This is a genomic window from Sphingomonas sp. NBWT7, from assembly GCF_014217605.1.
GTDB lineage: Bacteria > Pseudomonadota > Alphaproteobacteria > Sphingomonadales > Sphingomonadaceae > Sphingomonas.
The window spans coordinates 2686827-2699883 of record NZ_CP043639.1 but is presented as its reverse complement, the minus strand read 5'-3'; the positions used below and the strand labels follow the sequence as shown (position 1 = coordinate 2699883).

11 protein-coding genes and 1 pseudogene are annotated in these 13057 nt (G+C 70.2%); 3 read left to right on the top strand and 9 right to left on the bottom strand.

What is annotated here, in order from left to right:
• Positions 1-301: 301 nt before the first annotated feature.
• Positions 302-1465 (top strand): annotated as a pseudogene (locus F1C10_RS13065) (WcaI family glycosyltransferase); the annotation flags it as partial.
• 59 nt (positions 1466-1524) lie between these two features.
• On the opposite strand, the gene F1C10_RS16740 reads toward F1C10_RS13065, so the two are convergent.
• The 6 genes from F1C10_RS16740 to F1C10_RS13040 all read right to left on the bottom strand — a co-directional run bounded on the left by F1C10_RS16740 (position 1525) and on the right by F1C10_RS13040 (position 7201).
• Positions 1525-2499, bottom strand: coding sequence for an acyltransferase family protein (locus F1C10_RS16740; protein WP_374939350.1), 975 nt, complete (start codon positions 2497-2499; stop codon positions 1525-1527).
• Between the two features lie 59 nt (positions 2500-2558).
• Positions 2559-3983 (bottom strand): SGNH/GDSL hydrolase family protein, encoded by a 1425-nt coding sequence (locus F1C10_RS13060; RefSeq protein WP_185206786.1) that lies wholly within the window; start codon positions 3981-3983, stop codon positions 2559-2561.
• Positions 3980-4408 carry a hypothetical protein gene (locus tag F1C10_RS13055; RefSeq protein WP_185206784.1) on the bottom strand — a complete coding sequence of 143 codons (429 nt, stop codon included), beginning with the start codon at positions 4406-4408 and terminating at the stop codon, positions 3980-3982. Before F1C10_RS13055 ends, F1C10_RS13060 begins: the two co-directional genes overlap by 4 nt.
• Before the next feature lie 62 nt (positions 4409-4470).
• A complete protein-coding gene (locus F1C10_RS13050; RefSeq protein WP_185206782.1) occupies positions 4471-5655 on the bottom strand; it encodes a glycosyltransferase in 1185 nt (394 codons plus the stop codon).
• Positions 5652-6590: a glycosyltransferase family 2 protein gene (locus F1C10_RS13045; protein ID WP_258042919.1), complete on the bottom strand. Its 939-nt coding sequence runs from the start codon at positions 6588-6590 to the stop codon at positions 5652-5654. The genes F1C10_RS13050 and F1C10_RS13045 overlap by 4 nt, the downstream gene beginning before the upstream one ends.
• A gap of 20 nt (positions 6591-6610) precedes the next feature.
• Positions 6611-7201 (bottom strand): putative colanic acid biosynthesis acetyltransferase, encoded by a 591-nt coding sequence (locus tag F1C10_RS13040; protein ID WP_185206780.1) that lies wholly within the window; start codon positions 7199-7201, stop codon positions 6611-6613.
• Between the two features lie 145 nt (positions 7202-7346).
• Between F1C10_RS13040 and F1C10_RS13035 the strand changes: the two genes are divergently transcribed.
• Positions 7347-8828 carry a hypothetical protein gene (locus tag F1C10_RS13035; protein WP_185206778.1) on the top strand — a complete coding sequence of 494 codons (1482 nt, stop codon included), beginning with the start codon at positions 7347-7349 and terminating at the stop codon, positions 8826-8828.
• Here the strand turns inward: F1C10_RS13035 and F1C10_RS13030 are convergent.
• From F1C10_RS13030 to F1C10_RS13020, 3 genes are read right to left on the bottom strand one after another with little or no spacing between them, the layout of a single operon-like run.
• Entirely contained in the window at positions 8794-9831 is a 1038-nt protein-coding gene (locus F1C10_RS13030; protein WP_185206776.1) for a glycosyltransferase family 4 protein, read from the bottom strand. The genes F1C10_RS13035 and F1C10_RS13030 overlap by 35 nt on opposite strands.
• Complete coding sequence (locus F1C10_RS13025; RefSeq protein ID WP_185206775.1) at positions 9828-11171, bottom strand: lipopolysaccharide biosynthesis protein; 1344 nt, start codon at positions 11169-11171, stop codon at positions 9828-9830. Before F1C10_RS13025 ends, F1C10_RS13030 begins: the two co-directional genes overlap by 4 nt.
• Positions 11172-11220: 49 nt before the next feature.
• A complete protein-coding gene (locus F1C10_RS13020) occupies positions 11221-12192 on the bottom strand; it encodes an alpha/beta fold hydrolase (RefSeq protein WP_185206773.1) in 972 nt (323 codons plus the stop codon).
• A 77-nt stretch (positions 12193-12269) separates the two neighbouring features.
• Here F1C10_RS13020 and F1C10_RS13015 point away from each other — a divergent pair, with 77 nt between their 5' ends.
• Positions 12270-12959 carry a DUF2490 domain-containing protein gene (locus F1C10_RS13015; RefSeq protein WP_185206771.1) on the top strand — a complete coding sequence of 230 codons (690 nt, stop codon included), beginning with the start codon at positions 12270-12272 and terminating at the stop codon, positions 12957-12959.
• Positions 12960-13057 lie beyond the last annotated feature (98 nt).

Genomic DNA, 13057 nt, shown 5'->3' with positions numbered 1-13057 from the left:
TGCTCCGCCTCACGCGACGCGCGAAGATACCGCTATATGCCGCGGGGCGCCGTCGAACGGCATTCGGCGGCACGCCGCGCCGACCACCGAATCTAGTCCGTAACGGGTAGGACATATGTATCTTACATATCTCTAGACAGGTGCGCCGCATTCCATATGGTTAGCGGGTCGCGGCGGGGCCTCGCGACCAGGGGGGGAGCCTTGTCATGGTACGATTCACCTTGACCGTTCGTGCGCCCGCGCGAGATCGACGCCGCCGTGTTTTCGCTACCGCCCGGCGCCGTTCGGCGGCGCGCGTCGCATGAGCGAGCGGCCGATGAACATCGTCATCGTCGGCCATAATTACGCGCCGGAGCCGATCGGCATCGGCCCCTATACCGCGGGTCTCGCCGAGTATCTCGCCGCCGCCGGCCACCGTGTACGCGTTATCTGCGACAAGCCCGCCTATCCCGGCTGGGCGGTGATGCCCGGCTATGTCAGCGCGAGCGAGACACGCAGCGTTGAGCGCGGCGTGGAGGTATGCCGCGTCGCGCACGGTGTCGCGCCGGCGGCGAAAGGCTTCGCCCGCGTGCGCTACCATCTCGCCTTCGCGTGGCGCGCGGCGGCCACCGCCAACGCGATGATACGCGACCGCCGCCCCGACGTGATCGTCAGCATCGCACCGAGCATCATCGCAACCGTGCTGATCCGCCTGCTCGCCTTTTGGTATTGGCGGATACGATTGTGGGTGCACATCCACGATTTCGAGACCGAGCTCGCGGTCGCGACAGGTCAGTTCACCTGGCTGCGCCTGTTCAAGCCCGCGCTCCGCCTGATCGAACACTGGGCGCTGCGCAGCGGCCGGACGAGCTCGATCTCGCCCGCGATGTGCCGCAGGCTGCGCTGGCTCGGCCGCGATCCGGCGCGCGTGGTCGAATTCCGCAATTGGGCGAACCCGGCGATTACGCCGCTCGATCGCCCGTCGCCGTTCCGCGATCAATGGGGCATCACCGAACCGAACGTCGCGCTCTACTCGGGCAACATGGCGGGCAAGCAGGGGCTCGACGTCGTCCTCGCCGCCGCGCGGCTGCTGATCCACCGCACCGATCTGGTGTTCGTCATCTGCGGCGAAGGCCCACACCGCCCGCTGATCGAGGCGGCCGCGCGCGATTGCGGCAACGTGCGCTTCTTCGATCTGGTGCCGGCCGATCGGATGCGCGACCTGCTCGGTCTCGCCACCGTCCATCTCCTGCCGCAGATCGCCGGCGCGGCCGATCTCGTGCTGCCGTCGAAACTGCCCAACATGCTCGCCTCGGGCCGTCCCGTCGTCGCCACCGCCCGCGCCGGCACTGGCCTCGCGCACGAGGTCGAGGGATGCGGCATCTCCACTTGCCCGCACGATCCCGCCGCCTTCGCCCGCGCCATCGAGACGCTGCTCGACGATCCCGCGCACCGTACTGCGCTAGGCGCCGCCGCGATCGCGCGCGCCGCGACGCACTGGCACAAGGAAATGATCCTAAGCGGGATCACGCAGCGGCTCGTCGCCTATGCCGAGGGCGAGCGCCGCCGCGCGCCGGCGATCGTCGCCAACGCCGTCGTGCGCCTTTCGCCGAGCAGGAGACGCGCCGTTACAGCGGAGCGACGCAGCAGCCACCACAACCCGGTCGGTGCCGCGACCGCGAGCACGATCACCACCGCGTCGGGCAACCTGTCGCGCAGCGCGTAGGCGATCGTCAGATGCGCGTACATGATGACGAGGCTTGCCTGACCGATTGCGGCAAGCGGTGGCGAAGGCACGTATCGGGCGGCGACGAAAATCAGATGGCATAGCCCGGGCGCGGCGACGCTGCTCGCCACCGGCGTGCCATAGTCGGCGATCTTGATGTCGAGCGGCGCCGTCACCAGCACCAGCGCCGCCATCGCGCCCGCCGCCAGCATCGCGCCGCGGCCGAGCCGTGCCAGATGCCGTCGATAAAGCACGCCCGCGAGGAAGAAGAACAGGCCGAGCGGCACCCCGATCATCCCCCACGGGCTCGGCCAATGGTGCATGACGTGCGCGATGCCGAGCGCGGCCACCGCCGCGATCCACACCGATCGCCCGCCCCGCCGCACCACCGCGCTGCCGGCGATCTGCACCAGATACAGGCAGGTGACGAACCAGAAGATGCCGAACGGCCCGACGAGATAGGTGCCGCCGAGCGCCATCCGCGCGATTGCCACCATTGGACGGTCCCACGGCAGATAGGTGCGATGCCCCAGCGCCGCAGCGATCGCGACATCGATTACCGCGACCAGCGCCAGCCACATTACATACGGCAACAGCAAACTCACCGCCTGCCGCCGCGCCGTCTCACGCCACGGCCGCGGCGTGAACACCATGCCCGATGCCATGAAGAACAGCGGCAGGTGGAAATGGAACATCGCCGCCCATGTCGCGGGATCGCGCGTGACGTGGCCGATCACCACCGCGACGATCCCGATCGCGCGCGCCTTGTCCAGCCAGCCGATGCGCTCCCCCATCGCGCCAGCCTATCGGCGCGGCGCGGCCTTGCCCAGCGCCGCGCCGTGCCGCTGGCCGCTCAGCCGGCGGCGAGCACCGGCAGCACGCTCGCCCGCACCGCGCGCTCGACCCGCTGCGCGTAGTAATCATAGCCGATCTCTGGCGGATGAACGTTGTCCGCCGCGACGTAGAGCCCGTTATTGGCCGCGCCCGCCGGCACCCCGCTCGCATTGTTCCAGCTACCTAACACCCACGGCGGCGTCGCCCCCGCAATCGGGACGAAGAACGTCAACGGGTCGCCCGCCTGCGCCACGCCGGCCTGCATCGCCGCCTCGGTCGCGGCCGCACCGGCGAGGTTGATCGACGGCACGCCGACGACGATGATCGGCGCGCGCGTACCCGCGCGGATCGCCTGCACCGTCGCCAGTACCTCGGCCTGCACCTGCGCGGGCGAATAGCCGGTATCGTTGGTCGATCCCATCAGCAGCACGACGTCGGGCGAGAGTGCGAGCGCCTGCGGCACGCGCTGTCGATAGGTGTGGAACGCCGCGGCCGACGGATTGAGATAGCCCGTGCCCCCCGCGGACAGGTTCCAAGCGTCGCGCCAGCCGAGCCGCTTGGCGACGAGCTGCGCGATCGATCCGCCCGCCAGCCACGGCCCGTAGCTCGATCCCGCATTATAGCTGTCGCCGATCACCACCAGCCGCGGCGCCCCGCTAGCCCCCGCGCTGACGCTCGCCGACAGCGGCGTCTGCGCACAGCCGAAATAGGCCGCGCTCTTGCCGGTCTCGACCTCGTAGCTGCGCAGCCGCCGGCCGGTGCTCGCCGTCCAGTCGATCACCAGCCACTGGTCCGCCCCGCCGACCACATGGCTGCCGGGCATCAGATAGCGCCCGTCGACGATGAAGCGCAGCTGCGCCGAATTGGCCGGCAGAAAGATCGCCAGCTTGTCGGCGTCGCAGTCGAATCCCACCGACGCGCCGGCGCACGCGACCACGCCCGCCTTCGCCTCGAAGCTGCCGAGCGACCAGAAGCTGCCGCGATACGCGGTGGGCGCCGCGCCGCGCACGCGGTACGACGCGGGAAAGCTCGCCGGCAACCAGTTCGCGCCGAGCGACGGGTTGCTCGTCACCGCCGACACCGCCGGTGCGCCGTCGCCCGGATCGGCCGCGCGTGCGCCGCCCAGATACGTCCAATAGACCGCGGTCGCCCCATCGGCGACATATTGCCCGCTCGCCGTCGTCGTCGGCCCGCCGCCGCTCGCCGGACTGGTGCCGGCAATCCCGCACATGAACCAGCCGCCCGCATTGGCGACCACCTGCCCCACCGAATAAGCGGTGTTGGACGCGTAGGCGGGCGGTGCCAGCCACGGCGGCAGGACAATCGGGTTGCGCCGCTCGCTCGCCGCCGCCGCCGCGATCAGCCGCGCGTGGCGATTGTTCGTCGCCACCGCTGCGCGCGCCTGCGCCGCCATGCCGCGCGCGATCACGTCCGCCGCGCTCATTGCGCCACTCGATAGGTGAGCGTGCCCGATTGCAGTGCGATGGCGAGATGGTAGGTCGCGCCCGCCTCGCTCTCGTCCGTCACCGCCTCGTTGGCGTTGCCGGTGAACCGTCCCCAGCGCTCGCCCCCCGCGGTCAGCGGCACGCGCGTTGCCCCGCCGTCGATCGACCGCTGCAGCTCGACCACGCCCGACCAGCTGCCGGTCAGCGTCACGCGGATCGGTGTGCCGAGCTCGGGCACGAACGGCCCCGCGGTCCCGCTCGCCGACGTGCTGCCGATCAGCGGCACGCTGCCTGCCGCCTGCCGCACGGTACGCACCGGCAGCGGATTGCCCGCGTGCACCGACACCGCCGGCGCGTCCACCGCGCCGAATGCCAACGCATATTGCGGGACGAACCCCGCCGGAACTTCGACTTCCGCCACCATTGCCGCCCTCCTGATTGTTCGTGATTTGTTCTACATCACGATCAACCGTGTAGGACAGCCCGTCAGGCGAGATGCCGCTCGATCGTCGTCAGCAGGCTGTGCGCCGCGCGCTCGATCGTGAACCGCCGCTCGTACGCGGCACGCGCGGCCTGCCGCATCGTCTGCCGCTCCTCTGCCGGAAGCGACAGGAAGCGCTCCAGCAGATCGCGCGTCCCCGCCGCCGTATCGGGCGCAGCAAGGCCGCCGCCCTCGGCCAGCACCTCGCGCCAGATCGCGACCTCGTGGCTGATCAGCACCGGCGTGCCGCACGCCAGCGCCTCGGCGACGGCGATGCCGAAATTCTCCTGATGCGACGGCAGCACGAACGCCGCCGCCGATCGCAGCGCTCCCGCCTTCGCCGCGCCGCGCAGCATGCCCGCAAAATGCACCCTATCAGCGAGCCCGGCCGCCGCCACCTGCGCGCGCAGCACCGCGCCGAACCCCGCATCGTCGGGCCCGGCAAGGACGAGATCGAGCCCAGGCGCGCACCCGGCCACTTCCGCGAACGCCGCGATCAGCAGGTCGCACCCCTTCTTCGGATGCAGCCGCCCGAGGAACAGCAAATGCTCGCGCGTATTCAGCGCCGGCAGCAGCGCGCGGAACGCCGCGACCTGCGCCACCGCTTCCCCCGCGCTCGCCGCACCGATATCCGCCGTGCCGTAATCGATCACCGCTTCGGTCAGGCGATACGGGCGAAACGCACCCCGCGCGCGCCGCCGCTCCTCCTCGCTGGTGAAGAGCACCGCGCGCGCGCCCGCCAGCAACGGCCCCTCGGCCCACCACCACGACAGTTGCTTGACGAATTGCTTGCCCGTGGCGCCCTCGCGGAACCACGGATCGAGCATGCCGTGCGGGATGACGAAATACGGCACCGGCCCATCGGCGAGCGCCCGCATCGCGCCGCGCGCCGAATAGCGCCACAGCCCCGATACGATCACTGCGTCATAGTCGTGGGCGTGCGCGCGCAGCCACGGCACCATCGCCGCGCCGTAGCGATAGCGCGCGCGCAGCCCGCGCCCGCGCGGCGGGCCGAGCGCGACGATCCGCCCCGGATAATCGGGCAAGTGCCGCTCCTCGGGCGGATCGAGCGTCAGCAGATCCTGGCGATGCCCCGCACGCGCCCACGCCGCCGCGACCTGCCGCGCGCCCTCGATCGGCCCGCCGGTGCGCGGATCGGCGCTGGTGATGATGCGCAGGATGCGCGTCACCCCGCCTCCCCGATCGGCAGCCCGGTCAGCGCGCACAACTTCGCGATTCGCGCCTCGCGCGTCGTGCAGCCCGCCAGCGCCCGCTCGAACTCGACCACCTTGGCGGCGACGAGGAAGCGATACCAGAAGCCTTGCAGCACGTGGTAGATCAGCCCGGCACGCCCATCCAGGAAGCCGCGCTGCACGATAAAGCGGTACAGAAAATAGCCGAGCGGCGCGGCCCATAGCGGCAGCCGGTCGTACACCAGCGCCTTGATCCGCCGCTTGCCGCGCGCCTGTTTGGGGCCGCCGCCGCGTGATAGCGTTTCGCGCGTGCCGAACAGCGCGTGGCGCCCAGCGATCACCTCCACCGCCTCGCGCGTCGCATAGCCGTTGTGCTTGGCGGTGAAGAAGGTGAGATCGCCGAGGTTCTCGTCGACAAAGCCGCCCGCCAGCACGATCGATGCCCCGCGCTCGAGCAATATATGCTCGTCCATCCAGCGCTGCTCGACCCGCGCATGACCCGTTCGCCACAGGCGCAGCAGCCGCAACGGATAGCGCCCGCCATGCCGGATCCAGCGCCCCATGAACACGTGCTTGCGATCGAGCTCGATCCCGCTCACCTCGGGCGGCAGCGTCGGCAAGGTCGTGACGATTGCCGCCGCGAGGTCCGCCTCGATCAGCTCGTCGGCATCAAGCCGCATCGTCCAGCCGGTTGCGATTCCGGCATGATCCAGCGCCCATTGCAGCTGCGCGGCATGGCTGGTGAAGCGGTGCTGCAGCACGGTCGCGCCCGCGGCCTGCGCCAGCGCGACGGTCGCGTCGTCCGAATAGCTGTCGACGACGAGAACCGCGCGGGCAAGGCCGCGGACACTCTCGATCGCACGCTCGATATGGTGTGCCTCGTTGTACGTCAGGATCACCACCGTCAGGTCAACGCCGGCCGGTGGCATCATCACGGCAGAGATGCCCGCCGTCACGCGCGATCGAACCGGATGCACCGCTCGCGCACGACGCGCGCCGGGTTGCCGGCGGCGATCGTCCACGGCGCGACGTCGCGCATCGCCACCGCCCGCGCGCCGAGCACCGCACCCTCGCCGATCGACACCCCCGGCCCGACGAAGGCGTCCGCCGCCACCCATGCGCGCGCGCCGATGCAGATCGGCCGCACGACGAGCTGGAAGGCAGCATCCTCGATGTCGTGCGTGCCCGCGCACAGATGCGCGCCCTGCGACACCACCGCGTGCGCCCCGATCGATATCGGCGCCATCGAGTAGATCGTCGCGCGCGGCCCGATCGCGGCATGCGCCCCCATCGACAGGTTGCGCGGCGACCAGATCCGCGCGCTGGCATAGACGTTGGCAGTCGGCGCCAGCCGTGCGCCGAACGTCCGCAGCACCAGTCGGCGCCAACCGCGCAGCGGCGGCGGCGTCCACGCCGCCAGCAGCAGCCACGCGATCGTCCAGGCCAGCCGGTACAGGCGGTTGGCCTTCGAGAAGCTCGCACCCCCCTGCCACGCGCGCGCGGCGCCGCCGTCGAGCGGCCTGTCGTCGTCGCCGAACCGCAAATGCGCTGCCCTCCCGGGGCGCCCCCCGGCGCCCCCCTTTCTCCAAGGTCTAACGAAGCGACTGTCTTGTGCAACCGCTCGCCGTCGACGGCACTTGCGCGGGCTGCTAGCAACGCGGTGGGGAAGAGGGGGAAGGACGATCGCCGTGCGCGCGCGATGCCTGTTCTACGCGATCACCGTCGCGGCGCTGGCCGTGATGCAGGCGCTGCTCGGCGCGAGCGTCGGCGTGCTCGGCACGCTCGTGATAATTGCCACCGCCGCACTCGCGCCGCTGGCGAAGCGCAATCCGCGCGTGTCGGACGGGCTGTTCGCGCTGTTCTGCGTCTATTTCGGCACCGCCAGCCTCGTCGTGAAGACGCTTGCCGCCCAACCGGTGCAGACGAACCTCGTCGTACCCGAGACGACCGCAACCTACCTCCTCGCCGGCTTCGCTTCGATCGGTGTCGGCTATGCGGCAAGCCATATGGTGCGCCGCCCGTCGCGCTTCGCGATCCGCCTGCGCACGATCACCGCCGATCCGGCGCGCCTCGCCTGGCTCGCGCCGCTCGCCTTCGCGCTCGGCGCGCTCTTCGTCTTTCTCCAGACGCAGTTCCGCGCGATTGCCAGCAACGGCGGGTTCGAGGGCGGCGGGTTCGGTGGGTTCGGCACCTTCTATCCACTGCTGCTGCTCGGCGCCGGGCTGCAGGCGGCGCTCGTCGCGCAGCGTCCCGCGACAGTCGCGCCCAAGGCGCTGCTCGCCGCGATGGCAATCGTCGTCCTCGCGCTGACGCTCGCCGACAACACCAAGCGCACGCTGTTCGATTTCGCGCTGGTCGTTCTAGTCACGCTACTGGCGTTCCGCGTCCGCATGCGGTGGCGATGGATCGTGCCGGCCGCGATCGCCGCGATTGTCGCCGTCGCGTTCGTCGTCCCCGCGATCCAGATCGTCCGCGCGCAGCCCGACGCGCGCGGCTTGAGCCGGATTGCCGCCACCGCTCGGGTCATCGCCGCGGCACGCTTCGATCCCGTCGGCCTCGCCGCCGATGCGGATCGCATCGCCGCTGGCTTCCAGCTCACCTATTACGACAGCTACGTCTATCCGCGCACCTGGAACACCGAACGCTTCACGATGATCCAGCCGATCGATCAGGTAGCGCGCCGGCTGGGCGATCGCGGCACGATGGGCCTCGCCGATCTGTGGCGCGATCCGGCGGAAACGCTGCTGCCCGGCTTCCTCCTGCGCAAGACGCTGGTGACCGCGCCCGATCGCATCGCCTGGCATTACGGCTTTCGCGCGAGGGGATCGATCGCGCGCCCCGTCGTCGGGCTTGTCGCGAGCAGCCTTGCCGCGCTCGGCTGGGTCGGCGTGCTCGTCCTGCCCGCCATAACCGTCGCGATCACCTTCGTCGTGCTCGATCTTGCCACCGGGCGGATGGCGAACAATGCTTGGGCGGCGTTCGTCTTCGCCGCCACCGCCTTTCTGGCCGAGCGCGAAGTCAGCACCACCTTGTCGTTCTTCTGCCGCAGCTTTCCGTTCCTGCTGCTGGTCGGGGCTGCGCTCCTGCTGCTCGATCGGTCGCATCGCGCAAGGCGCGCCTTCGGCGGGATGCGGATCAGCGCTCCAGCAGGCGCCGCAGATTGGCGCTGAATGCCTGCGCCGAATAGTATCGTTCCACCTTCGCGCGTCCCGCCGCGCCCATGCGCGCCGCCGCCTCGGGGTCAACGAGCAGCGCGATCAGCGCCGCGGCCAGCGCCGATATGTCGCCCGGCGGAATGGAGAGCCCGTCGATGCCGTCGGCGATCATCTCGGCCGGCGCCCCGCCGCGCGCCGCCACCACCGGCACGCCGCGCGCCCACGCTTCGAGATAGACGATGCCGAACCCTTCCTTGGTCGACGGCAGCGCGAAGACGCGCGCGTCGGCATAGGCCTGGGCTAGTACGTGATCGTCGACGCTGCCCGGCAGGTCGACGCGGCCGGACGCGCCCAGCGTCGCGGCAAGGCCGGCGAGTTCGGCGCGCAGCGGCCCGTCACCGATGATCGTCAGTCGCGCAGCGGGCACGCTGGCAGCGACGATCGGCAGCGCGCGGATCAGATCGTCGACGCGCTTCTCGCGCTCTCCCGCCCCCAGCCGCGCGACCGCCAGGATCGTCGGCGTAGGTCGCACGCCGGCCTCGAGCGGCGGCAGATCGACCGCATTCGGGAAAAGGTGGAAGCGATCCGGCGCGACGCCGAACGCCGCCGCCATGCGCCCGCGCGAAAAATCGCTCACCACCGCGACGTGATCGACCAGCGCGCGCATCGCCGCGGGCTCCCAGCGACGCACGCGGCGGTACGTCGGATCGCCCCACACCTCGATGCCGTGCGCGAACAGGATCACGCGCCCCACGGAGTTCAGCGCGCGATAGCCCGCGGCGATCGGCAACAAGTTGACGTGCCCCAGCAGCAACGTCGGTGCCCGCCGCGCTGCGCCCATAACGGCCCGAAACAGTCGCGCGCGGCGGCCGGCGATCGCTGCATCGTTCAGCATCACGCACCGCGGTGCCGCACCGATCTCGCCGAGCCCGGTGATGATGCGCCGATTGAAGCGCTGGATGCCGCCGGGCCCTTCGGCAGACAGCCCGACGAACAGCGGCGCTGACGGCTCGGTCACGCCCGCGTCTGCCGCAGGCGATGCCAAGTTACCGGGATCATCGCGCCGTGCGCGGCGAGCAGCGCGATCGCCGCGCCGCTCACCCCCAGATGCGCGATCAGCGGCGCCGTGGCGAGGAGCGCCGCACCGCTGAGCGCAATGAAGATCGGCGTTACCGCGGCGTGTTGGTTGGTCGCCGAAATCGGCGTGAACAGCGCCGACCACAGCATCTCTGCGACTACACTCAGCACGAGCAGCGCGAAGAACGGCTGGGCCATGGCGACGCGGCCGTGCGTCAGCAGCCCGAGCGCGAAAGGCGCCGTCGCGAGCACCACGAGCGCGTAGCCGCTGACGATCGCCGCCGTCGCACCGAGCTGAACGCGGACCAGACGGTCGAAGGCGCTCGCCGCGCCCGCCCCGGCGAGCGCCGAATATTCGCTGACGAAGCTGTTGTTGACCATGTTGGTCGCCGCCGTGCCGAGACGCGCAAGCGTGCGCGACGTCGCGAGCACCACCACGCTCGCGGGGCCGAGCAGCGCGCCGACGATCAGCACCGGCCCCTGAATCAGCAACGCCTGCGCCACCGGCATCGCGGTATAGGCGATCGCCGGACGCCACAATCGGGCGATCTCGCCCCGCCGCGCCGCCGCGAACCCCAACCGCAGCCACGCCGTACGGCGCCGCAACCACCGATAGGCCCCTATCGTCAGCGCGATGCGCATCGCCAACCCGCCGGCAGCGGCTGCGACGAAACCACCGCCCGCCAGCGCTGCGCCGCCGATCGCCGCGCCTTCCGCCAGCCGCCCGCTCGCCGCCCACATCGCCTCGCTCGCCGGCCGATTCTCCGCGCGGATACCCGCGCAGACGAGCAGAAAGAATTGATACACGAGTACGGTGCCGATCAGCAGCACAAGTGCGCATTGCTCGGCAGCCCCATCGCCGCGTTTTAGCGACAGCAGTGCCGGCAGGTCGACGCTCCCCGCGCCGATCGCACTCGCCACCAGCAGCAGCGGCGCGCCGACGCACAGCAGCGCAAAGATGCTCTGGAACGTCGCCACTGCCGCATCACGCTGCCCGCGCGCCACCGCCATCACCATTTCGTTCTTGGCGACGAAGGTGAAGCCGAGATCGCTGAACGACAGATACGCCGGGATCGCCGACAGCAGCAGCCACGTGCCGTAGCCGCGCACGCCCCAGACCGAAAGCAGCACCGGCACCAGCCCCAGCTGCACCGCGATCGTGACGATCTGCGCGTAGCTCTGCGCGCCGAGCGTGCGGCCCAGCCGCGCGGCCGCGGCGCGATCGGGCAGCCCCGCCCCGCACATCGCGGCCACCTTGCCCCAATATCCCAGCCGCCCCATCACCCCGCGCGCAGACTGCGGGGTTTGCGAGGACCGCGCAAGCGCCGCGTCAGCGTGGCCGCACGCGGTTCAACCAATCGACCAGCAGGCGGTTGACCTCCTCCGGGCGCTCCTGCTGCGTCCAGTGGCCGCATCCCTCGAGCAGATGCCCCTCCACCAGCGGCACGTGCGGGCGCATCAGCGCGATCGGATCGGCGACTGCACCGAACAGCGTCGTTGCCGGATCCTTGGTGCCGCCGATGAATAGCGCGGGCTGCTCGATCCGCCGCTCGCGATACGGCTGCAGCCAATCATGGTCGCGCTCGTGGTTGCGATAGCGGCTGATCGGGCCGAAGAAACCCGACGCCTCGAACTCGGCGACAAAATAGTCGAGATCCTCGGGTGACAGCCACGCCGGGAACGGATCGGGATGCACCATGTCCTGCAGCAGCGTCGCACCCGCGGGCTTGTTGGGCCACGTGCCTTCAGGCGCGTCGCCCGAGATCGCATAGTAGAATTTGCGCAGGAAATCGCGCACGTCGCGCTCTGCCTCCGCCTCGGCGGGGCCGACTTCCTGAAACCATTCCTGGTAGAAGAAGCGGCCCTTGTTGGTGAACGCCTGGCGGAACACCTCGGTGAACGGCCGCGTCGAGACGCCGGCGTAGGGGACCGACAGCGCTGCGACGGCCGAGAAGGCATCGGGGCGCGTCAGCGCCGAGTTCCACACCTGCGGCGCGCCCCAGTCATGGCCAACGATGATCGCAGGCGCATCGGGCTGAAGCGCGTGCGCGACCGCCGCGATATCTGCCACCAGCGCTTCCATCGCATAATCCTCGACGCGGTTCGGCTTGCTCGATCCGCCGTAGCCGCGCACGTCGATCGCGGCGGCAGTGAACCCCGCCTGCGTCACTGGTGCAAACTGGTGCCGCCAGGAATACCAGCTCTCGGGAAAGCCGTGCACCATCAGCACCAGCGGCCCCGCGCCTTCGACCGCGACTCTGATCGTCGCGCCTTCCGTATCGATCATGCGAAAGTCCGGCATCACCCGCTCTCCAACGTTTTGTTGCTATCAATGCGCGAGCCATGACGTGCGCATGACGGTGCGGCTAGACGCATCGCATGCGATCGATGATGTTTTCCGCGCTTGGCATGTGCCTTTTCCCAGTGCTGGCCGTGCCGGCGGCAGCGCAAACCGTGCATGACGAAGGCGTGTGGATCAACGCCACCGTCATGGGGCCGATCGCGGACCGGTTGGTCTTCTTCGCGGAGGTGCAGCCGCGCATCACCGACGGCGCCTCGCGCCTCTCCGCGCTGCTGCTGCGCCCCGCGATCGGCTGGCAAGTGTCGAAGGCGCTGACGGTCTACCAGGGCTATGCGCGCGTCGTCGAACCGGTCGACGGCGGGCGCGACCGGCAAGAGGATCGCCTGTTCCAGCAGGCGACGTGGAACGTCGGCAAGATCGGCAAGCTCGAGGTCCAGTCGCGCACCCGGCTCGAGCAGCGCTGGCGCAACGACGGCGACGGCATGTCGCTGCGCGCACGGCAGATGGTGCGGCTCGAATATCCGCTGCACGCCGGCAGCCGCCGCGTCGCGCTGATGGGATCGGCTGAGGCGTTCGTCGGCCTCACCCGCGCCGAATGGGGCGGCACCAAGGGGTTCGATCAACTGCGCAGCTTCGCCGGGCTGGAGATTCCGCTCGCGGGCAGGTCGACGATCGAGGCCGGTTATCTCAACCAGCTGCGCAACGGCGCCGGCAGCCGCACCGACATGGCGCACATCGCCTCGCTGACGCTGTTCCTGCGGCTCTAGCGGGGCGCCAGCGCGACCGGCGCACCTCGCGGTCCCGTTAAACGAAAATGCCCCGCCAGTTTCCTGGCGGGGCGCTTCGTTTCACGTCCGGTCGGTCC

Coding starts and splice junctions, on each gene's coding strand:
- F1C10_RS13025 (WP_185206775.1), bottom strand. CDS start 11,171: ATGGGGCGGCTGGGATATTGGGGCAAGGTGGCCGCGATGTGCGGGGCG.
- F1C10_RS13060 (WP_185206786.1), bottom strand. CDS start 3,983: ATGAGCGCGGCGGACGTGATCGCGCGCGGCATGGCGGCGCAGGCGCGC.
- F1C10_RS13055 (WP_185206784.1), bottom strand. CDS start 4,408: ATGGTGGCGGAAGTCGAAGTTCCGGCGGGGTTCGTCCCGCAATATGCG.
- F1C10_RS13045 (WP_258042919.1), bottom strand. CDS start 6,590: ATGATGCCACCGGCCGGCGTTGACCTGACGGTGGTGATCCTGACGTAC.
- F1C10_RS13020 (WP_185206773.1), bottom strand. CDS start 12,192: ATGCCGGACTTTCGCATGATCGATACGGAAGGCGCGACGATCAGAGTC.
- F1C10_RS16740 (WP_374939350.1), bottom strand. CDS start 2,499: ATGGGGGAGCGCATCGGCTGGCTGGACAAGGCGCGCGCGATCGGGATC.
- F1C10_RS13015 (WP_185206771.1), top strand. CDS start 12,270: ATGCGATCGATGATGTTTTCCGCGCTTGGCATGTGCCTTTTCCCAGTG.